The following is a 19,654-nucleotide window of genomic DNA, read 5'->3' as shown; positions in this document are numbered from 1 at the left end:
ATGTATCCCTTCGGGGCCGACGGGCCCGAACTGCCGGATCGGGCAGCCCAGGAACGCAAGGGGGCTGCCCGGCGCTACCGGACCACAGACCTGCCCTTGGAAAAGCTCTGGATTTACTATTACGGCATCGGCGGCGACCTCGATGAAGTGTCGCTTGACGCCTACCTCCACGACGCCCTGGACATACCGGCCGCGCAAGTACACCTGATTGACACAGCAATGATGGAGATGATGGACGAGGAGGAGCCGCCATGACAAACCCGGAACACTTCACCGGCAGCTCCGGCACGGGAAGCCACGAAACCCCCGGTATGGACACGAGGCTGCAGGAACTGGTCCTGGACAGCCAGGACATCGCCGGCTTCCTCACCGACCTTGCCGTGGTTGCCGCTGACCGGCTGTCCACGCCAGGCAGCACGGTCCACGCCGGCATCACCGTGATCCGCCACAAAAGGCCCAAGGCCGTGGCAAGCAGTGACGACGAAGCGCGGGCCCTGGACGAACTGCAGAACGGATTCGGTGAAGGCCCGTGCCTTACTGCCCTGCGCACGAAAAGTCCGCTGCTGGTCCCCGACCTGGCTGGCGAGCACCGCTGGGCGCCGTACATGAAAGTGGCCCAGGCGCAAGGCGTTGCCTCCATCCTTGCCGTGCCGCTGGATTTGGCCGGCGATGCAGAGGCCGTCCTGAACCTCTACTCCAACCGCAGCCACGGTTTTTCGGCTGAAGACATCTCCACCGTGGAATCCTTCGCCCGCCAGGCAGCCGGATCACTGAGGCTGGTCCTTCGCATCACACAGCTCAGCGAGGCGAAAGCCGACCTCTCCACCGCCCTGCAGTCGCGCACCATCATCGACATGGCCGTCGGAGCCGTCATGGCCGAGAACCGGTGCAGCCGGGAAACGGCGTTCGAAATCCTCACCAAGGCCTCCAGCACGCGCAACATCAAGCTCCGCGAGGTGGCGGCGGCGGTCATCGCCTCCATCTCCGGCGAGAAGGAAATCAAGACCTACTTCGACGCCTAACACCCCGGCGCGGGCATCGGCCTGCGCCGGCGGACGTGATGAGATTCACTCGCAACAATGTTGAGGGCGATGCTGCCGGCTGGGCACTATGGAAGATGTCGGCCGGGCCTGCACCCAAAGAAGACCGCAGCCCGCCGGCGGCCGGTGTGCTTGGTCACATCGGCCCGGATTCGGTTGCCAACCCTTTCGGCAGCCGCCACTATTGAAGTACGGGAATGCGCTTTCCCACCTGCAGTCCGTCCTCATAGACGAGGACACGGCCCGGGCAATGAAGATTCCAGGCCGCCAACCGCAAGAAATGGAAGTTGAATAATGACGTTCGATGCCAATGACTCCGTGACCCTCAAAATCTGGGACCGGTCCACGCTCCACCACACCCTTGACTCTGCGGTCAGCGACCTTTCCGCGCGGCACAACACCACCACCTGCCGCGTCGCCGTCACCTGCAGCGGCCCCAACACCTTCACCCTGAGCCTGCGCGGCGAGGGCAAGGCGCTGGCCTCCGCCTAGGCGGCCACACCAAGACGCAAGCGGACGACGCCGGGACCTCCCGCCGTCGTCCGCTTGCGTTAACCGCCCGCCCGGCGAGGGGTTGACGCTGGCCTTTCCCTGCTCTGGTGGGCGGCAAGTAGACTGTGTGGCATCCAGGCCGGAGCGCCGCCCGAGCAACAAAGGTAACCATGAGGCAGCAACCACAAGCGCAAGCGGACGCCGCTGTGGCGGGCGCTGGACAGCCGGCCGCGGCGTCACTTTCCTTGCTCCCGGCGGCCCTTGTGTCGGCGTCGGGCTTCCTGCTCTTCGCATGGCAGGACCGCCTTTCCGGATTCCTGCTTTTGGCGGCCGCGCTGGCCGTGGCCGGCTTCATCAGCCGCCGCCTCCTGGTTGACCTTGCCCTGATCGGAGTCGGGCTGACGGCCATGAGCCTGGTCCCCATCACCACGGACATCAGCACTGAGCACATGGCGGTGATGGGAACGGCCATGGTCCTGGCCGTCGGCATCCCCTATTCTGTCTCGAGGTTCGTCACCAGGGACCACGCCATCCGGTTCCCGATCAGGACCGGAACGCCGTGGACGCGCGCCGAAAAATGGTACCTGCCGGCTGTCCTGGTGATCGGCTATGCCCTGATGCCCGTGTACATGATCCGCACCGGCGTCTACAACAACTGGCCCGCAGTGAGCGACCCGGACGGCATTATCCGGCTCTTCCTGGGGACGAACGTGCTGGGCATCTGGGACGAGCTCTTCTTCATCTGCACCGCGTTCACCCTGCTGCGCCGGCACCTCCCGGACTGGCAGGCAAACCTGCTGCAGGCGGTACTGTTCACGTCCTTCCTCTGGGAACTGGGCTTCCACGCCTGGGCACCCTTCTTCATCTTCCCGTTTGCCCTGCTGCAGGCCCGGCTGTTCACGGTCACCAAGTCGCTGTCCTACATTGTGAGCGTCCACCTGCTGTTCGACTTTGTCCTGTTCCTGGTGCTGATCCACGCGCACAACCGCGAGTGGATCAGCATTTTCCTGTACTGAACTCCCCAGCCAGAAAGCGGCCTGACATCTTGGATTCCTCCATCCCCAGCACACCCCGTTTCAGTGTCGCTTCCCTGCTGTTGCCCGTGGTCCAGGCGCCGATGGCAGGCGGGCCGTCCACCCCGGAACTGGCCGCGGCGGTAAGTACGGCAGGAGGACTTGGCTTCCTTGCGGCAGGCTACAAAACCGCCGCAGCCGTGAAGGCGGAGATCGGGACCACCCGTCAGCTGACCGACGGTCCCTTCGGCGTCAACGTGTTCGTCCCGCAGCCCTCGATGATCAGTCCCCAGGCACTGGACCGGTACACACTGTCCCTGGCGCCGGAGGCGGAACGCCTGGGCGCCGCCCTCGGCGATCCGCGTCACGACGACGACGATTGGGACGCCAAGTTGGACGTCCTGCTGGAGGAGGCGCCCGCCGTCGTCTCCTTCACTTTCGATCTTCCGGACCCAGCCGTGGTCGCCGCCCTGCAGGAGCGGGGCGTCTGCGTCATCGGCACAGTGACCTCACGGCCTGAGGCACTCCGGGCAGTTGATGCAGGCATTGATGCACTCTGCGTCCAGGGGCCCGAAGCCGGCGGACACCGCGGCACCTTTGACACCGCCAGGCGGCCTGAGGATGAATCCCTGCACGGCCTGCTTGAGGAGTTGGCGGATCTCCGGGTGCCACTGATAGCGGCCGGCGGAATCGCCACGGGAGACGACGCCCGGGCCGCACTCGCCCGCGGAGCTGTGGCGGTCCAGGCCGGAACAGCCTTCCTGCGCGCCGACGAGGCCGGCACCAAGGCAGCCCACCGGACGGCCCTGGCCTCCGGGCGCTTCACCACCACCTCGGTCACCCGCTCCTTCTCGGGGCGGAACGCCCGCGGACTCTACAACGAATTCATGCGCCGCCACGATGGCGAGGCCCCTTACGGATATCCGGAGATCCACCACCTCACCGCTCCCCTGCGCGCCGCGGCCGCTGCTGCCGGGGATCCGGATTCCATGAGCCTGTGGGCGGGAACGGGTTTTAGGCACACGGTCGAAGGCCCCGCGGCAAGAATCCTCGCAGTCCTGCGGCCCTGACCGGAGCGGGCCTATTCCTCGCCCGTGTCCTGCGCTTCCAGGTATCTGTCCATGGCTTCGCACGCCCTTTTCCAGCGGGCGTTCAGGGCGTGCCTGCTCAACGGTTCGGACATGCCGTTGAGCACTTTCTCGATGGCATCGGATGCGGCGTCCCGGGCCCGGTCCTGCGCCGCCGGGGTGTAGTAGTTCATGCCGGTTATTCGTTGCGTCCCCGGCAGGGGATTGCAGGAGAAGGCTCCCGCACGCACCACGGCGGCCGGCCCCTTTCCGGGACCGGCCGCCGTCGAATGCGTTGTGCTGTTAGAGGGTGGCGGTGTCGATCACGAAGCGGTAGCGGACGTCCGAGGCGAGGACGCGCTCGTAGGCCTCGTTGATCTTCTCCGCGGGGATGACCTCGATCTCCGCGCCGAGGCCGTGCTCGGCGCAGAAGTCCAGCATCTCCTGCGTTTCGCGGATGCCGCCGATCATGGAACCGGCAAAGGAGCGGCGGCCCATGATGAGCGCGAACGCGTTGACCGGGAGCGGCTCCGCGGGGGCGCCGACGTTCACCAGCGCGCCGTCGAGGGTGAGCAGCTGCAGGTAGGAGCTGATGTCGATCGAGGCGCTGACGGTGTTGATGATCAGGTCGAAGCTGCCGGCCAGGTCGGCGAAGGTGTTCTCATCGCTGGTGGCGTAGTAGTGGTCGGCGCCCAGCTTGAGGCCGTCCTCCTGCTTCTTGAGCGACTGGGACAGCACCGTCACTTCGGCGCCCATCGCGTGGGCAAGCTTGACGGCCATGTGGCCGAGCCCGCCGAGCCCGACGACGGCAACCTTCTTGCCGGGTCCCGCACCCCAGTGGCGCAGTGGCGAGTAGGTGGTGATGCCGGCGCAGAGCAGCGGCGCGGCGGCGTCGAGTTCGATTCCCTCGGGAATCCGGACCACGAAGTCTTCGGTCACCACGACGTGGGTGGAGTAGCCGCCCTGGGTGACGGTGCCGTCGCGGTCCACGGCCCCATAGGTGCCGACGTTGCCCTTGAGGCAGTACTGCTCCTCGCCCTTCAGGCAGTTGGCGCACTCCTTGCAGGAGTTGACCATGCAGCCGACGCCGACGCGGTCGCCCACGGCGTGCCGGGTGACGGCGGGCCCTACCTGGGTGACGACGCCCGCGATCTCATGGCCGGGAACCAGCGGGTACTGCTGCGGGCCCCAGTCGCCGCGGACCGTGTGGATGTCCGAGTGGCAGATGCCGGCGAACTTGATCTCGATCAGGACGTCGTTGGGGCCGACTTCGCGGCGTTCGATGGTGGTGGGAATGAGGTCCTCAGTCGAGGACGGGGATGCGTAAGCCTTGACGGTGGTCATGGGTCTCCTGAGGTCTGTTTGGGGGATATTGAAATGCTACAGGCGTGCAATGCCGTCACACCGGGTTCCGAGGCCCGTAGAGGTGGCCCTGTTGTAACTGGTTCTGGCAGTCCTACCCTTGGCGGTTGTGCGGGCGGGCCAGGACAAGGAGCCCCGCAATGGAAAGCAGTGCCCCGCCAATCATCAGCAGCGCCATGGGAACGGCTGTGTCCTCGCCGCCCAGGCCCGCTAGGGGCGCCACAATTCCGGCGGTGGTCCACTGCACGAGCCCCAGGACCGCCGAACTGGTCCCCGGGTGCCCGGGTACCTCCGCCGAGGCGAGGGCGCCGCCGTTGGTGTTGATCAGGCCTTGGGCCACCATGAGGGCAAAGAAGCTGCCCATGGCCACCAGCAGCGGAGTGGCCCACCACAGCGCCCCGGCCAGCATGGCCACCCCCGCGGCAAGGGCGAGGAGCTGGCCCGCAAAGATGACTTTCCTCGTCGACACACGGCCTGCCAGGCGGGCAGACAGCAGGGCGGCGATGGTCATGCCGCCGGCGTTCGCGGCGAACACGATCGAATACATGACCGGAGACAGGCCATTCATGCCCTGCAGGATGAACGCGGACGTCGCCACATACGCGAACAAGGCAATGAAGGCCGACGACGCCACCATGACGTAGCCAACAAAACGGCGGTTTGAGAGCACGGACTTGGCCGCGCGGCCGAATTCAGCCAGCCCGCCCGGGTGGCGCTTCTCCGGCGGGAGCGATTCCGGAACGACGAACAGGGCACAGAGCGTCATGAGGATGCCAAGGGCTGCGAGCGTCCAGAACGTCACCCGCCACCCGGTCAGCTGCAGGATGACCGCACCGAGCAGCGGGCTGATAATGGGCGCAACACCGCCAATCCCCATGACTATGTTGAGTACCCGGACCAGCTGTGGACCGTGGGCCAGGTCCACAATGACGGCGCGGCCGATGACCATGGCCCAGCCGCCGCCAAAGCCCTGCAGGAACCGGGCCAGCATCAGGATTCCGATGTCCGGCGACACGGCACACGCAACCGACGCCGCCGTCATCAGGAGGGTGCCGGCCACCAGCGGCAACCGCCGCCCGCGCTGGTCGCTGAACGGCCCGCCCACCAGCTGTCCCAGCCCCATCCCGGCGAAGAACGTGGTCAGGGTCAGCTGCACGGCGGACGCCGTGGTGCTGAACTCCGCCGAAACGCGGGGAAAGGCCGGAACATACATGTCCGTTGCCAGCGGCGCCACGGCCGTCAGGAAGATGACCGTGGCCACCAGCGTCGCCGGGAGGGCGCTCACCGCCGGCGCACGCATGGTAGTAGGCAGCATGGTTTGATGCTCCATCCGGTTGCTGGCTGAGGGGTCTTCTCCATCAAACCGGCCGCCCGCAGGCGTAGCGAGGGCCCTGCTGAAACGGGTTTTGGCAGACCCTCCTTACGGTTTCCCGATTCGTCGTAACGTGTCCTTTATGGATAACCGAGCCGAGGTACGACAGTTCCTGTCCACCCGCCGTGGACGCATCACGCCGGAGCAGGCAGGAATTGAACCCTACGGCGGGCGCCGCCGCGTCCCCGGGCTCCGCAGGGAAGAAGTGGCCAGGCTTGCCGGCGTCAGCGTTGACTACTACACCCGGCTGGAGCGCGGCAACCTCACGGGCGTCTCGGACAGCGTCCTTGACGCCATCGCCCGCGCACTGGAGCTGGACCGCGCCGAGCACGACCATCTTTACGACCTCGCCCGGACAGCCAACACATCGGGACGCAAGCGGGCGGCGCCCCCGGTGCCGTCCGGGGTCCGGCCGGAGCTGCAGTTCCTGCTGGACACCATCACCGGCGCGCCGGCATTCATCGGGAACAACCGGATGGACATCGTGGCCGCCAACACCCTGGGCTACGCGCTGTACTCCGACATGTACCGCAGCACCGCCAGGCCCGCGAACCACTCGCGGTTCATTTTCCTGGATCCCCGGGCCCACAACTTCTATATCGACTGGGAGCGGGCAGCGAACACCAACGTTGCCATCCTGCGGCGCGAGGCGGGCCGGAATCCGCACGACAAGGGGATTGCCGAACTCATTGGGGAGCTGTCCATGCGCAGCGACGAGTTCCGGACGCGCTGGGCTGCGCACAACGTCCGCCGCCACTACGCGGGAACGAAACTCTTCCAGCATCCCGTGGTGGGGCTCCTGGAACTGAACTACCAGGTGCTGGGGCTGGAGGAGGACCCGGGGCATTCCCTGACCGTCTACCCGGCCACACCCGGCAGCCCCTCCGATGAGGCCCTCAAGCTCCTCGCCTCCTGGGCCGCCACCGAGAACATCGTGGAACTGGCCCAGGCCGGCGCACGGGGCTGACGAAGCGCCTGCTCATCTTTCGAGGTCGACGGCGAGGATCCGGTCGTCCCCGGGGCGGGGATCGCCGCGGCCGTCGGTGTTGTTGGTCAGGAACCACAGCCGGCCGTCCGGGGCCAGCGCCACGTCCCGGATCCGGCCGTACTCGCGGCTGAAATGCTCCGTGGATGTGGCGGGGTCGGAGACGGGGACGGACCGCAGGACCTGTCCGCGCAGGTTGGCCAGGAACAGTGTTCCGCCCGCGTGGGCCATGCCGCTGGGGCTTGCGGCTCCTGGCTGCCACTGCTGCACCGGGTCCACGAAGCCCGGCCTGCCCGCGATGCCCTCCACCGTTGGCCAGCCGTAGTTGGCGCCGGGCGTGATGATGTTCAGCTCGTCCCACGTGTTCTGGCCGAACTCGGTGGCGAACATGGTTCCGTCGTCCGCCCACGCCAGGCCCTGCGGGTTGCGGTGCCCATAGCTGTAGACCAGCGATCCCGGGAAGGGGTTGTCCGCCGGGACACCGCCGTCGGGAGTCATCCGCAGGATCTTTCCGGCGAGCGAATCCCGGTCCTGGGCGCTGTCGCGCCGGCTCGCATCACCGGCCGTCACGTAGAGCATGCCGTCGGGACCGAAGGCGATCCGGCCGCCGTCGTGGATGCTCGCGGACGGGATGCGTTCGAGGAGCGTGTCCGGCTGCCCCAGCGACAGTGAGCCCGGTTCGCCGTTGACCGGGAAACGTTGGACCCGGTTGCCGTCCGCCGCCGTCGAATACACGTACAGGTCGCCCTGGCTGCTCACGGCAAGGCCCAACAGCCCTGATTCTCCCCGTGCAGCTACACCCTGGACGGTTCCGATGGACCGCGCCGAGCCCTCAGGGGAAAGTTCCAGGACCTGCCCGCTGTTCCGCTCGCTGACCAGCGGCGTCCCGTCGCGGAAGACCACCGACCACGGAGCGTTGAGGCCCGTGGCCACCGGCTGGGGCGTGCCGGCGATGGCGGCTGCCGCTGCGGGCGCGGGATCAGTTGCGGGGACGGAGGACGCCGGAGCGGATGGAGGCGTGGAGGAGGTCGCCGGTGCAGGGGACGTGGTTGCCGGCGCGGGTGACGGGGCGGCGGTGCAGCCTGCCAGTAGGATGCATGTTCCCGCGGCTGCCGCGGCGAGGACCCGGCGATCCATGTGTTTCTCCCGTCAACCGCATCCCACAACCCTTCCAGTCACATTAACCCGCATTGCGGATCATGGCGCCGCGTTGCCCGTTTTGACCCGGGAATGGCGGAGTAAGTAGCGCCGTTTCGTCCTGTTGAGCTTCCGTTTCGGGCCGCTGGCCAAGGCCTCGCCAGGCGTGCTTAGGTGTTTCAACGGCACCGGCCAGGCCCGTAAAAACAGCACCTGCTACGAGAAGGAGGACCCGATGCCTGACATCTCCAGCCGCGCGGACAGCGCCGCCACGTGGGGTCCGTGCTGTTGCAGCTTCCGAATGATTCCGTCCCGCCGAATGGCAGCACACCGGCGCTAGCTTCGGCAGCAGTTCCACAGGTCCCCAGCGCTGAGTTCCGGCGCGTCGGGCGCATTCGTCCGACGCCGGCACCCTCCTCCATCCCGTTTCGTCTTCCCGGTCACCGGGCGATTCGTCGCGCCCGGATACCCGCCACTCCACCCTTCGAAAGGCATCCCATGACCTTCCCCGCATTTTCCCCGCCCCGGCCGCCCTCCGTCCGGCCGTTCACCCGCCGCAAGGCGCTGGGCGCACTCCTGGCGATTCCCGCCGTCGGCCTCCTGACCGCCTGCGGCGGCACCGCCACAGCCGGCAACCCGGCCAGCCAGGCGTCGTTTGCCCCGCTCGCCACCTCAGTCCCCGGAGGGACCACCATCAAGGTGGGCGATCCCAGCATCCGCGTGGCGCTTGAGCTGTCCGGCCTGGTCAAGGACCTGGACGGCATCAACGTGGAATTCGCCAACATCTCGGGCGGTCCGCAGACCACGGAGGCCTTCAGGGCCAACGCCCTGGACGTCGGCTCCGTGGCGGACATTCCGCCCATCCACGCAACCTGGACCGGCCTGGACGTGCGGATCATCGCGAGCGCCTACCGCCAGGACGCCGTGAACCACCCGCTGTACGAACTGGGCGTCGCTCCCGGCGCCGGCATCAGCAGGCTGGAAGACCTGCGCGGCAAAAAAGTGGCGTACAGCCCCGGACAGGCACAGGGCGCCCTGGTCCTGCGGATCCTTGAGAAGGCCGGGCTCAAGCAGGAGGACGTCAAGCTGGTGGAGCTGCCCAGCACCGGTGACGCCTACTCTTCGGCGCTGTCCGGCAAGCAGGTGGATGCGGCGCCGCTGGGCGGCGTGCAGATCAAGCGCTACCTCGCCAAGTACAGGGCCGACGGCGCCACCACCCTCCGGCACGGCCTGCGGGATGATCCGGGACACCTCTACTCCCCCGCCAACGTCCTGGCAGATCCCGCCAAGGCCGCCGCCCTGGCCAAGTACGTTGAGGCCTGGGGCAAAGCGCAGCGCTGGATCGAGGACCACCCCAAGGAATGGCTGGAAGGCTACTACGTCAAGGATCAGGGGCTTTCCGCCGAGGACGGGCAGTACCTGATCGACGCCGCGGGCAAGCGGGACGTTCCCACGTCCTGGACCGAGGCCATCGGACGCCACCAGCAGACCATCGACCTGCTGGCCCGGGAACAGAAGAAGCCGCAGTTGAAAGCGGACGACCTCTACGACACCCGTTTCGAGGCCATCGCGGGCACCGCCTTCGCCGCGGCGGGCAAGGGAGGCACCGCATGAGCGCCGTACTGGAACGTCCCGCCGTCGAACCGCACCTGGACCCGACGCTCGCCGCGCGCGAGGACGTGCGGCCCACCGGCCGCCGGCTGGGACCGGGAAAGCGGCGGCAGCTGGCTTGGCTGCTGGGCCCCTCGGTGCTGCTGTTGTTGTGGGCCGCCTCCTCGGCCACCGGGCTGCTGGATCCGCGCATCCTCTCCGAGCCCTGGACGGTAGTGGCCACCGCCGGGGAACTCCTCGCCGACGGCCGGCTCCAGGAGAACCTCGCCATCTCCGCCCAGCGGGCTGGCCTGGGGCTCTTCTTCGGCATCGTCGTGGGCGCCCTGCTGGCCCTGCTGTCCGGGCTGAGCCGCGCGGGTGAGGCGCTCATCGACGGCCCGGTGCAGATCAAGCGGGCCATCCCCGGCCTGGCCCTGATCCCGCTGCTCATCCTGTGGTTCGGAATCGACGAGACCATGAAGGTCCTCACCATCACCCTCGGTGTCTTTGTCCCGATCTACCTGCAGACCCACGCCGGGCTGCGCGGGATCGACCTGCGCTACGTGGAGCTCGCCCAGACCGTGGGCCTGGGCCGCGCCGCCTTCATCCGCAAGGTGGTCCTCCCCGGCGCCCTCCCCGGCTTCTTCCTGGGCCTGCGCTTCGCGGTCACGGGCGCCTGGGTGTCGCTGGTGGTGGTGGAACAGATCAACGCCACCAGCGGCATCGGCTACATGATGGAGCTCGCCCGCACCTATGGCCAAACCAACATCATCGTCCTCGGACTGGCCGTCTACGGCCTTCTCGGCCTGCTGTCCGACGGCGCCGTCCGCTTCTTCGAACGAAAGGCCCTCTCATGGCAGCGCACACTGGCGGGCTGACCGCCGTCGCCCCTTCCGGCGTCGCCCCTCCCGGCACTGTCACTGCAGTTTCGGTCCGCGGCCTGATCCGCAGCTTTGGCCCCAAAGGCGTCCTGAACGGCGTGGACCTGGACATCGCCCCCGGCGAGTTCGTGGCCCTGCTCGGTCCCAGTGGCTGCGGCAAGAGCACCCTGCTGCGGGCACTCGCCGGGCTGGACCACGACGTGCGCGGCAGCGGTGTGATCACTGTCCCCGAGCGCGTGTCCGTGGTGTTCCAGGACTCCCGGCTGCTGCCGTGGGACAGCGTGCTGGGCAACGTCACCCTGGGGCTGCGGGAGCACGACGCCGAGGCCCGGGCACGCAAGGCCCTCGCCGAGGTGGGGCTCGCCGGCCGCGAGAAGTCCTGGCCGCACGAGCTGTCCGGCGGCGAACAGCAGCGCGTGGCGCTGGCCCGCTCGCTGGTCCGTGAGCCGCAGCTGCTCCTGGCAGACGAACCGTTCGGCGCGCTGGACGCGCTGACCCGGATCAGGATGCACGGACTCCTCCGGGACCTCGTTGCCGCCCACCGGCCGGCTGTCCTGCTCGTGACGCACGACGTGGACGAGGCCATCGCCCTCGCGGACCGGATCGTTGTCCTCGACAGCGGCCGCGTTGCCACCGTCCGCACTGTTGCGCCCGACGTCGGAACGGCAAAAGACGCAGCCGGCCACGAAACCCTCCGCCGCGACCTCCTCACCGATCTTGGCGTCGTCGGCGCCAGCCACTAAACCTCCAGACCCGAAGGATTAACCCATGACTGCCACCAATCGTCCTTACCGCCAACTCCACCTCAACGCCTTCCTCATGAGCACCGGCCACCACGAGGCCTCGTGGCGGCTGCCCGAAAGCGACCCGCACTCCAGCACCAACGTGGAGCATTACAAGCAGCTGGCCCGCACCGCCGAGCGCGGCAAGCTGGACTCCATCTTCTTCGCCGACTCCCCCGTCCTTTTCGGCGAGGTGGGCCGCCGCCCGGCCGGCAAGCTCGAGCCCACCGTGCTGCTGACCGCCATCGCCGGCGCCACGGAACGCATCGGGCTGATCGCCACGGCCTCCACCACCTACAACGATCCCTTCAACCTGGCCCGCCGCTTCGCCTCCGTGGACTGGGTGAGCGGTGGCCGCGCCGGCTGGAATGTGGTCACCACCGCCGGCCCGGACGCCGCCCGCAACTTCGGCGTGGATGACCAGCCCGCCCATGCTGTCCGGTACGAGCGTGCCGCCGAGTTCATCGAGGTGGCCCGGAAGCTGTGGGACAGCTGGCAGGATGACGCCGTGCTCGCGGACAAGGCCGAGGGCGTCTGGGGCGCCGCCGAAAAGATCCGCGTGATCGACCACGAGGGCAAGCACTTCAGGGTCCGCGGTCCCCTCAACGTCCCCCGCTCGCCGCAGGGGCACCCGCTGATTGTGCAGGCGGGATCCTCCGAGGACGGCAAGGATCTCGCCGCCCGGTACGCCGACGCCGTCTTCACCGCGCACCAGACCCTTGCCGATGCGCAGGAGTTCTACCAGGATTTGAAGGCCCGAACCGCTGCTGCCGGCCGCGCCCCGGAGACCATCAAGATCCTGCCGGGCATCGTGCCGGTCATCGGTGCCACGGAGGAAGAGGCCCTGGAGCTGGAGCGGGAACTGGACCGGCTGATCAAGCCCGAGTACGCCAGGATCCAGCTGGCCAAGACGCTCCGGGTGGCGCCGGAGGACCTGCCCCTGGACCGCCAGCTGCCCGAGGACCTGCCCGGCGAGGACGAGATCGAGGGCGCCAAGAGCCGCTACACCCTGATCGTCCAGCTCGCCCGCAGGGAGCAGCTCACGGTGCGCCAGCTGATCGGCCGCCTGGGCGGCGGCCGCGGGCACCGCACCTTCACGGGCACCCCGGTGCAGGTGGCGGACGCCATCCAGGAATGGTTCGACGGCGGCGCGGCGGACGGCTTCAACATCATGCCGCCGGTGCTCCCCTCCGGCCTGGAGGCATTCGTGGACCAGGTGGTGCCCATCCTGCAGGAGCGCGGCCTCTTCCGGACCGGCTACGCGGGCACCACCCTGCGCGAGCACTACGGCCTGGACCGCCCGGCCAACCGCTTCGCCGGCGCTGTTGCGCCGGAGCTGGCCTCGATCGGAGCGGCATTCTGATGGGCCGGCACAGCCCGCTGAGGCGGCCACGCTGGTGCAGTGTTCTTCGCTGGGGCTCCGCGCCCGGGCTCTTGTGATGCGGTGGCGGCCTCCGTAAAGTCGGGCACACGTGGCTCCGGCGCCGCCGGGGACCAGTGTTTCCAGCTGGATGACCGGAGGACTGCTGTGGCCCGAGTGGACAGGATCGCCGAACCGTGGGGAACCCGGACCCCGTATGGACCGGGCCAGGAGTGGCCGGCGCGGGTGGATTCACATCTTGCCGAGGGCCTGGAACCCTCCGACGTGGACCGCTGGGTCCAGGCGGCATCCTTGCTCCACTCCAACGGTGACGCGATGGACATCGCCGTGAAGGACGGGAAGATTGCCGGGGTCCGGGGCCGCGCCGGGGACCGGGTGAACCGCGGCAGGCTGGGGCCCAAGGACCTATACGGGTGGCAGGCGAATGCGTCGCCGGACCGGCTTACCACGCCCTTGATCCGTGAGAACGGCCGCTTGGTGGAAACTGACTGGGACACGGCCATGGACAGGGTTGTGGCCAGGAGCAAGGAACTGCTGGCGGAGCAGGGCGGGAGCGCCATCGGCTTCTACACCACGGGCCAGCTCTTCGCGGAGGAGTACTACACGCTGGGCCTGGTTGCGCACGGCGGCCTGGGAACCAGCCATGTGGACGGCAACACGCGGTTGTGCACGGCGACGGCGGCGGAGGCGTTGAAGGAATCCTTCGGCTGCGACGGGCAGCCCGGAAGCTATACGGACATTGACCACGCGGACGTCATAGCGCTCTTCGGCCACAACATGGCGGAAACGCAGAGCGTGCTCTGGACCCGGATCCTGGACCGCCTCGCCGGGCCGAACCCGCCGCAGATCATCTGTGTTGATCCCCGGCCCACCCCGGTGGCGAGGGCCGCAACCGTTCACCTGGCACCGCGGCCAGGGACGAACGTGGCCCTGATGAATGCCCTCCTGCACGAGGTCATCGCCAACGGGTGGGCGGACGCCTCCTACATCGAGGAGCACTCGGTGGGGTACTCCAACCTGGAGGAGCGGGTGAAGAACTACTCCCCCGCCGTCGTGGCTGGAATCTGTGACGTGCCGGAAGCGGACCTCCGTGAGGCTGCCCGGATCCTTGGCCAGGCGGAACGCCTGCTCTCCACCGTGCTGCAGGGTTTTTACCAGTCCCACCAGGCGACGGCTGCCGCGGTCCAGGTAAACAACCTGCACATCATCCGGGGCATGCTGGGCAAACCAGGATGCGGCGTCCTCCAGATGAACGGGCAGCCCAGCGCAGAAAACACCCGCGAATGCGGTGCGGACGGGGACTTTCCCGCCTTCCGGAACTGGTCAAACGACGCCCACGTGAAGGACCTGGCCCGGGTGTGGAACGTCGACCCGATGGCCATCCCGCACCAGTCGCCGCCCACGCACGTGATGCAGATGATGCGCTACGCCGAGGACGGCTCCATCCGGATGCTGTGGGTCAGCGGCACCAACCCCGCTGTGTCGCTGCCCGAACTGGCACGCATCCGGTCCATCCTGTCGCAGGACCGGCTGTTCCTGGTGGTCCAGGACATCTTCCTGTCCGAAACCGCGCAACTGGCCGATGTGGTCCTTCCGGCCGCCACATGGGGTGAAAAGACCGGAACCTTCACCAACGCAGACCGCACGGTCCACCTCTCGGAGAAGGCAGTGGACCCGCCCGGCGAAGCGAAGCCGGACCTGGACATCTTCCTGGACTACGCGCAGCGGATGGAACTCAAGGACAAGGACGGCCTGCCGCTGGTGAAATGGGACAACCCGGAAGCGGCCTTCGAAGCCTGGAAGGAATGCAGCCGCGGGCGCCCCTGCGACTACACCGGGCTGAGTTACGCGAAGCTGCGCGGACCCAGCGGAATCCAATGGCCCTGCAATTCCGCCAACCCCGAGGGCACAGAACGGCTCTACGCAGACGGCAAATTCTGGGCCCACCCGGACTACTGCGAGACGTATGGCCGGGACCTGGTCACCGGAGCGCCGGTGGAGCCGGACGAATACAAGGCGTTGAACCCCGAAGGGAAAGCCGTCATTAAGGCCGCCAAGTACCTGCCGGCCCACGAACTGCCCAGCGGGGACTTCCCGCTGCAGCTGATTACCGGCCGCACCCTCTACCACTTCCACACGAGGACTAAGACGGGACGTGCGCCCGAGCTTCAGTCAGCGGCGCCGGAGGTCTGGGTTGAGGTTTCAACGGCCGACGCCGGCACGCATGGAGTCTCGGAAGGAGACATCGTGGACATCACCACTCCCCGGGGCACCGTGCGTGCCCAGGCCAGGGTCAGCGGAATCCGGCGCGGGGTGGTCTTCCTGCCGTTCCATTACGGCTACTGGGACACGGCGGACGGGAAGGAACCGGCAGGCCACGGACGGGCAGCCAACGAGCTCACCATCACGGACTGGGATGCAGCCTCCAAACAGCCCGTCTTCAAGACGGCGGCGGCCCGGCTCGTCCGCGTCGGGCCAGGGGACGGCCCGGCGCCTGCACCTGCCATCACCGCATCAGCGCCTGTTGAGGCACCGGCAGCCGGGGGTGCACAGTGAAGATCGGGCTGGTCCTGAAAGAACTGCACCGTTCCGAAACGGAACTGGTGCACGCGCTGCTGCACGTTTCGGAACGGCACAAGGTGGACCATGAAGTCTTTTACCTGGCACGGGACCTGGCAGGCTGGTCGCGGGAGCACCTCCGTGAGCTCGCCGCCGTCGCAAAGGTTTACGGCCAGGACCTTGACCCGGAGCCGGCGGACGAATCCAGCGTGGGCATGAAGCTGCGGGAGAAGGGCAGCGAACTCCTTGGACGCAACAAGGACGCCGGGCTGCTCCTGCTGCAGGACCTGCGGGAAATCTACCTCAAGGCCTCGGGGGTATCCCTGGACTGGGAGATGCTGGCCCAGGCCGCACAGGGAATCAAGCACACGGACCTGCTTGACGTGGCGAAGAGGTGCCACCCGGAGACTCTCCGCCAGGCAAAGTGGGCCAACGCCAAGCTCAAGGAAAGCTCCACCCAGGTCCTCATCAGCTGACGGCGTACGTCCGGGGCACGCTGCGGGTCAGGGCCTGGCGGGCCCGGACACCGGCGCGGCCGGGTGCACCCGCGTGGTGAGGTAGAGCCGGTGGGCAGTGATGACCAGAGCCAGCCAGGCCGCTCCGAGTGCCCAGGCGCCCAGCACGTCCGTAAGCCAGTGGTGGCCGAGGTAGACCCGGCTTAGCCCCATGGTTGCCGCAAAAACCGCCGCCGCCACTCCCGTGAGTATCCGGGCGCGGGCCGTGGTGAGGCGGAGGATGATCAGGTAGGCCACGATGCCCGCGATCACCACGGAATTCAGGGAGTGGCCACTGGGGAATGAAGCTGAGTACTCGTAGGGCGGCACGGCATCGGCCAGGTCCGGCCTGGTCCTGCCCACCAGCTCCTTGCCCGCGATAGTCATCAGCAGCGAACCGAGCCCGGCAACGAGCATGAGGATGACAGGGGTCACGGACCGGCGCTTGAACGCCAGGCCGGCCATGACGGCCAAAGCCAGCACCGGCATCCCGACGGTCCCGCCCACGTCCGTATAGGTGGTGACGAGGATGTCCAATCCCGGGGACCTGAGCGTTTTTGCGCCGTCCAGGACGGGATGGTCAAGTCCGGCAACTCCATCGGCTTCGACGACGGATTCGTAGACCTGCGCGAAAACCGCAGCCAGCGAAACCGCCAGCGCTGCCCCGACGGCCAAGGTGATGATCAATACCGCGTGGGACCCGAAAAGGCCGCTGATGCGTTTGGCGACGGACGCCAGGAGCCGGCCCGGCCTGGTATCCCACCTGGTGAGGTCCTGCCCGCCAACAAAGCGGTCCTGGTGGACTTCGCCTTTGACCCCGGTTTGGGCCGCCGCCGGGTGGGGCGGATTGTTGCCTGCAACCATGTCTTTTGGCCCTTCGCTGCCGGAGATCAAGTTAGTAAGCAACCTTACCTTGTTCTGCCGGCGCGTCAGCAGGTTGGAACTACGCGGTCACTGCCCGGCGGGAGCTGATGTCGAGCTGGTTCAGGCAGTAGTCCTTGAACCAGTGCCGGATGCCCTGGGGCAGCTTCGGGTAGGTCACCGCCAGGATCTTGAAGGTGCGGTTGAAGCGGCGCTCATGGCGGTGGCTCCAAGCCAGGCCGAAGTCTTGGCGCAACTGGTCCGGCAGGAGGCCTGCGGTGAGGAACCTGGCGAAGGGCATGATGGCGAGGTACCACAGCGCCGCCCGCTTTGGATACAGGAGTCCCCGGCCAAAGCGCACGGCATTCTCATCAGCCCGCAATGCACGCATCTTCCCATCCCAGTAGCGTCCAAACGCGGCCCTGTCCTCCGGCCACATATGCCCGGGCAGTTGCAGGGCCGTGCCCAGCTTCGCGTAATCGCGGTACATGGCGTCGGCGGACTCGTCGTCGAGTGGACCGTAGATTTTCTCGATGATGGTCAGCGCGGTGTCGTAGAGCGTCGCTGCCACCCACAGCTGCAGCCCGGCGTCGTACGCGTTGTACCCCGGCGATTCGTCATCGGCAGCCCGGCGCACAGGCGCGTGGGCGCGGTTGACCCTGCGGCGGACCTCCTTCACCTGCTCGTCGGTGCCGTAAACCACGGCGTAGACGTAGGTCAGGGTGCCCTTGAGCCTGTTGATGGGCCGGTCCGTGAACGTGCTGTGCTCGGCGACGCCCCGCCCCACCCCCGGCTCGGCAAGCTGCAGCAGGATGGCCCGCCCTGCTCCGGCAAGCAGGATCGCCTCCGCGCCCAGATCGGCAATTCCACTCACCATTGCAACAGGCTACCGGAGGGATGCAAGGTCGGACGATGGCGGCGGGCGCGAGCAGTACCCGCGAAAAAAATCGAGTACCCACCACTCGTGCCCTCCACCCGCTCTGCACGTACCGTCCTTCAAAAGCCCTGCGCACAAACCCCGCGGGTGTTCCGACTGTGAAGGGGGCGGTCATGAATGGCACGGAGGCCCTGCCATGACTCAGCCGGACGCCTATGCCCGGCCGCTCCTGGACCCCGCAGTGCTCGAACGGCTGCGCGACGATCTCGAGGATGACGAGGGCGTGTGGAAGGTTTTCGTGGAGAACTTCATCGCGCACATGCCCCAGCGGCTGCAAAAAGTACGGCTTTCGCTCACCACCGGCGACGTGGCCGGCTCCATGGACGCCGTGCTGAGCCTGAAAACGTCAAGCCAGATGGTGGGTGCCGAACGGCTGGCAGCCTATGCCGCCGAACTCGAACAGGCGCTGCGCCGCCAGGCCGGGAGCGGGGACCCGGCCGTCACCCTGCCCCTCATCGCGGCGGACCACCTCCGGCGGATCAAGCAGTGCGCCCAGCGGACCGTCTATGTCCTGCAGAACCACCTGAAACAAGGGCATTGAACGGGGCGCCAGGATAGGGCGCCCTGCTCCCTCACTGAATGCCTCCACAAAGCAAGCGGACGACGGCGGGACCTCCCGCCGTCGTCCGTTTGGAAGGCGTGGGGCTACCGGGTGAAGGGCACCTTTTCCCATGACAGGACCGGGCCGCCCGCGCTGTTCCCTGACGCGGTGAACCGGACATAGTTGGTGGCATTGGCAGAGCCGTCCACAGTGATGCGCTGGAGATCGTCAGCCGCTGCCTCCTGGCCGTAGATGTCCAGCCACGGCGAGCCCGGCGCCAGCGGCTGGTTCTCGGCGAACACGTGGCTGTCGCCGTTGATGAGGTAAACCGGGGCGTCGAACCGGTTGGTTTCCTCAACGATGGTGTCCACGATCTCGCGGAAGCCGGAGACGACCGCCGGGTTGGCGGACGCGGCAGCGAGCAGCGAGGGGTCGAACATGTCGGCCTGGGCCATCAGCACCACTGCCCTGTCGTTGCGCCGGGCGGCGTCACTGAAGGTGGCACGGATCTGGTCCAGGACAGCCTCGGTGCGGTACTCCACTTCGGCCTGCTGTTCGGGCGTCACTGCGGTTTCGCCGAGGCCGCTCCACGGCTGGAGCGAGTTGTTGCTGCCCTGGACGTTCACCACCGAAAAGGCAACCCGGTTCTCGGTGAAGCGGACATTCTCCGGAAGACCGAGGGCCTCCTGGGATTTGACCGGCATGGTGGCACCGAGGGTCTTGCCGGGTTCGTTGAAGAACACTTCCCTCAGCTTGGCCAGCCGTTCGAGCGGGTTGTAGGCGCCGTTGTTGGCGCGGTGGCAGTCCACCCACTCGTTGTCGCCCGGGGTGAACACCAACGGGAGCTCGAATGTGTCGAACTGTTCCCGGATGAAGGCAAAATACCCGTCCGAGCAGACGGACGATCCGTTCTTGATGTCACCGACGTGGGCCACGAAATCAAGGCTGCGGTCCGCGTTGAGGTCCTGGATGCGGGCAGGGAATTTCGCGATTTCCTGTTCGCCGTAGGGAATGTCGCCGATGACGCCGAAGCTGAAGGCGTCCTGCCCGTCCGCATCTTTGGGAGTGTTGTCGGCGGCGTATGCCGGCTGGGAGGCAAGGAGGCCGAACGCAAGGAGGGCCGCCGTCGTCGCGGTTGTAGCAAGGGTCTTCATAGCCAC

General features: G+C 67.4%; 20 protein-coding genes. 13 read left to right on the top strand and 7 right to left on the bottom strand.

Annotation, left to right across the window (positions count from 1 at the left end):
- From GK109_RS12985 to GK109_RS12965, 5 genes are all read left to right on the top strand, one after another.
- Window positions 1-255, top strand: a complete 255-nt coding sequence (locus tag GK109_RS12985; RefSeq protein WP_157240979.1) for a hypothetical protein — start codon at window positions 1-3, stop codon at window positions 253-255.
- Window positions 252-1,022, top strand: a complete 771-nt coding sequence (locus tag GK109_RS12980; protein ID WP_157240977.1) for a GAF and ANTAR domain-containing protein — start codon at window positions 252-254, stop codon at window positions 1,020-1,022. The genes GK109_RS12985 and GK109_RS12980 overlap by 4 nt, the downstream gene beginning before the upstream one ends.
- Window positions 1,023-1,334: 312 nt before the next feature.
- Window positions 1,335-1,532, top strand: coding sequence for a hypothetical protein (locus GK109_RS12975; protein WP_157240975.1), 198 nt, complete (start codon window positions 1,335-1,337; stop codon window positions 1,530-1,532).
- Window positions 1,533-1,702: 170 nt separating this feature from the next.
- Complete coding sequence (locus GK109_RS12970) at window positions 1,703-2,548, top strand: type II CAAX prenyl endopeptidase Rce1 family protein (protein ID WP_370460579.1); 846 nt, start codon at window positions 1,703-1,705, stop codon at window positions 2,546-2,548.
- Window positions 2,549-2,577: 29 nt separating this feature from the next.
- Window positions 2,578-3,615: a nitronate monooxygenase gene (locus tag GK109_RS12965; RefSeq protein ID WP_157240973.1), complete on the top strand. Its 1,038-nt coding sequence runs from the start codon at window positions 2,578-2,580 to the stop codon at window positions 3,613-3,615.
- A gap of 11 nt (window positions 3,616-3,626) precedes the next feature.
- Here GK109_RS12965 and GK109_RS12960 read toward each other — a convergent pair whose 3' ends face one another.
- The 3 genes from GK109_RS12960 to GK109_RS12950 form a co-directional block, all read right to left on the bottom strand.
- On the bottom strand, window positions 3,627-3,806 hold the full coding sequence (locus GK109_RS12960) for a hypothetical protein (protein ID WP_157240971.1): 180 nt from the start codon (window positions 3,804-3,806) through the stop codon (window positions 3,627-3,629).
- A gap of 109 nt (window positions 3,807-3,915) precedes the next feature.
- Window positions 3,916-4,956, bottom strand: a complete 1,041-nt coding sequence (locus GK109_RS12955; RefSeq protein WP_157240969.1) for an NAD(P)-dependent alcohol dehydrogenase — start codon at window positions 4,954-4,956, stop codon at window positions 3,916-3,918.
- Between the two features lie 112 nt (window positions 4,957-5,068).
- On the bottom strand, window positions 5,069-6,289 hold the full coding sequence (locus GK109_RS12950; protein WP_197432467.1) for a multidrug effflux MFS transporter: 1,221 nt from the start codon (window positions 6,287-6,289) through the stop codon (window positions 5,069-5,071).
- Between the two features lie 139 nt (window positions 6,290-6,428).
- Between GK109_RS12950 and GK109_RS12945 the strand changes: the two genes are divergently transcribed.
- A complete protein-coding gene (locus GK109_RS12945) occupies window positions 6,429-7,313 on the top strand; it encodes a helix-turn-helix transcriptional regulator (RefSeq protein ID WP_157240965.1) in 885 nt (294 codons plus the stop codon).
- A 12-nt stretch (window positions 7,314-7,325) separates the two neighbouring features.
- Here GK109_RS12945 and GK109_RS12940 read toward each other — a convergent pair whose 3' ends face one another.
- Window positions 7,326-8,468 carry a sorbosone dehydrogenase family protein gene (locus tag GK109_RS12940; RefSeq protein WP_157240963.1) on the bottom strand — a complete coding sequence of 381 codons (1,143 nt, stop codon included), beginning with the start codon at window positions 8,466-8,468 and terminating at the stop codon, window positions 7,326-7,328.
- Window positions 8,469-8,966: 498 nt separating this feature from the next.
- Between GK109_RS12940 and GK109_RS12935 the strand changes: the two genes are divergently transcribed.
- The 6 genes from GK109_RS12935 to GK109_RS12910 all read left to right on the top strand — a co-directional run bounded on the left by GK109_RS12935 (window position 8,967) and on the right by GK109_RS12910 (window position 16,137).
- On the top strand, window positions 8,967-10,082 hold the full coding sequence (locus GK109_RS12935; protein ID WP_157240961.1) for an ABC transporter substrate-binding protein: 1,116 nt from the start codon (window positions 8,967-8,969) through the stop codon (window positions 10,080-10,082).
- On the top strand, window positions 10,079-10,936 hold the full coding sequence (locus GK109_RS12930; RefSeq protein WP_157240959.1) for an ABC transporter permease: 858 nt from the start codon (window positions 10,079-10,081) through the stop codon (window positions 10,934-10,936). The genes GK109_RS12935 and GK109_RS12930 overlap by 4 nt, the downstream gene beginning before the upstream one ends.
- On the top strand, window positions 10,912-11,682 hold the full coding sequence (locus GK109_RS12925; RefSeq protein WP_157240957.1) for an ABC transporter ATP-binding protein: 771 nt from the start codon (window positions 10,912-10,914) through the stop codon (window positions 11,680-11,682). Before GK109_RS12930 ends, GK109_RS12925 begins: the two co-directional genes overlap by 25 nt.
- A 25-nt stretch (window positions 11,683-11,707) precedes the next feature.
- Window positions 11,708-13,084, top strand: a complete 1,377-nt coding sequence (locus tag GK109_RS12920) for an LLM class flavin-dependent oxidoreductase (protein WP_157240955.1) — start codon at window positions 11,708-11,710, stop codon at window positions 13,082-13,084.
- 165 nt (window positions 13,085-13,249) lie between these two features.
- Window positions 13,250-15,658 (top strand): molybdopterin oxidoreductase family protein, encoded by a 2,409-nt coding sequence (locus tag GK109_RS12915; RefSeq protein ID WP_370460578.1) that lies wholly within the window; start codon window positions 13,250-13,252, stop codon window positions 15,656-15,658.
- Entirely contained in the window at window positions 15,655-16,137 is a 483-nt protein-coding gene (locus tag GK109_RS12910) for a hypothetical protein (protein WP_370460577.1), read from the top strand. Before GK109_RS12915 ends, GK109_RS12910 begins: the two co-directional genes overlap by 4 nt.
- A gap of 27 nt (window positions 16,138-16,164) precedes the next feature.
- Here GK109_RS12910 and GK109_RS12905 read toward each other — a convergent pair whose 3' ends face one another.
- Window positions 16,165-17,019, bottom strand: coding sequence for a phosphatase PAP2 family protein (locus GK109_RS12905; protein ID WP_157240953.1), 855 nt, complete (start codon window positions 17,017-17,019; stop codon window positions 16,165-16,167).
- A gap of 79 nt (window positions 17,020-17,098) precedes the next feature.
- Window positions 17,099-17,893 (bottom strand): oxygenase MpaB family protein, encoded by a 795-nt coding sequence (locus GK109_RS12900; RefSeq protein ID WP_157240951.1) that lies wholly within the window; start codon window positions 17,891-17,893, stop codon window positions 17,099-17,101.
- 196 nt (window positions 17,894-18,089) lie between these two features.
- On the opposite strand from GK109_RS12900, the gene GK109_RS12895 reads away from it, so the two are divergent.
- Complete coding sequence (locus tag GK109_RS12895) at window positions 18,090-18,494, top strand: Hpt domain-containing protein (protein ID WP_157240949.1); 405 nt, start codon at window positions 18,090-18,092, stop codon at window positions 18,492-18,494.
- A gap of 104 nt (window positions 18,495-18,598) precedes the next feature.
- Here the strand turns inward: GK109_RS12895 and GK109_RS12890 are convergent, their stop codons facing one another.
- A complete protein-coding gene (locus GK109_RS12890) occupies window positions 18,599-19,648 on the bottom strand; it encodes a metallophosphoesterase (RefSeq protein ID WP_157242922.1) in 1,050 nt (349 codons plus the stop codon).
- Between the last annotated feature and the right edge of the window lie 6 nt (window positions 19,649-19,654).

Origin of the sequence: Pseudarthrobacter sp. GA104 (assembly GCF_009741265.1) — a bacterium.
Taxonomy (GTDB): Bacteria; Actinomycetota; Actinomycetes; order Actinomycetales; family Micrococcaceae; genus Arthrobacter.
Note: the sequence above shows the minus strand (reverse complement) of the source record. Positions and strands in the feature narration are given on the sequence as shown.

Excerpts from the sequence above, each read along its gene's own strand:
- GK109_RS12985 (WP_157240979.1), top strand. The coding sequence starts at position 1 with ATGTATCCCTTCGGGGCCGACGGGCCCGAACTGCCGGATCGGGCAGCC.
- GK109_RS12980 (WP_157240977.1), top strand. The coding sequence starts at position 252 with ATGACAAACCCGGAACACTTCACCGGCAGCTCCGGCACGGGAAGCCAC.
- GK109_RS12975 (WP_157240975.1), top strand. The coding sequence starts at position 1,335 with ATGACGTTCGATGCCAATGACTCCGTGACCCTCAAAATCTGGGACCGG.
- GK109_RS12970 (WP_370460579.1), top strand. The coding sequence starts at position 1,703 with ATGAGGCAGCAACCACAAGCGCAAGCGGACGCCGCTGTGGCGGGCGCT.
- GK109_RS12960 (WP_157240971.1), bottom strand. The coding sequence starts at position 3,806 with ATGAACTACTACACCCCGGCGGCGCAGGACCGGGCCCGGGACGCCGCA.
- GK109_RS12955 (WP_157240969.1), bottom strand. The coding sequence starts at position 4,956 with ATGACCACCGTCAAGGCTTACGCATCCCCGTCCTCGACTGAGGACCTC.
- GK109_RS12950 (WP_197432467.1), bottom strand. The coding sequence starts at position 6,289 with ATGCTGCCTACTACCATGCGTGCGCCGGCGGTGAGCGCCCTCCCGGCG.
- GK109_RS12945 (WP_157240965.1), top strand. The coding sequence starts at position 6,429 with ATGGATAACCGAGCCGAGGTACGACAGTTCCTGTCCACCCGCCGTGGA.
- GK109_RS12940 (WP_157240963.1), bottom strand. The coding sequence starts at position 8,468 with ATGGATCGCCGGGTCCTCGCCGCGGCAGCCGCGGGAACATGCATCCTA.
- GK109_RS12935 (WP_157240961.1), top strand. The coding sequence starts at position 8,967 with ATGACCTTCCCCGCATTTTCCCCGCCCCGGCCGCCCTCCGTCCGGCCG.
- GK109_RS12930 (WP_157240959.1), top strand. The coding sequence starts at position 10,079 with ATGAGCGCCGTACTGGAACGTCCCGCCGTCGAACCGCACCTGGACCCG.
- GK109_RS12925 (WP_157240957.1), top strand. The coding sequence starts at position 10,912 with ATGGCAGCGCACACTGGCGGGCTGACCGCCGTCGCCCCTTCCGGCGTC.
- GK109_RS12920 (WP_157240955.1), top strand. The coding sequence starts at position 11,708 with ATGACTGCCACCAATCGTCCTTACCGCCAACTCCACCTCAACGCCTTC.
- GK109_RS12905 (WP_157240953.1), bottom strand. The coding sequence starts at position 17,019 with ATGGTTGCAGGCAACAATCCGCCCCACCCGGCGGCGGCCCAAACCGGG.
- GK109_RS12900 (WP_157240951.1), bottom strand. The coding sequence starts at position 17,893 with ATGGTGAGTGGAATTGCCGATCTGGGCGCGGAGGCGATCCTGCTTGCC.
- GK109_RS12895 (WP_157240949.1), top strand. The coding sequence starts at position 18,090 with ATGACTCAGCCGGACGCCTATGCCCGGCCGCTCCTGGACCCCGCAGTG.
- GK109_RS12890 (WP_157242922.1), bottom strand. The coding sequence starts at position 19,648 with ATGAAGACCCTTGCTACAACCGCGACGACGGCGGCCCTCCTTGCGTTC.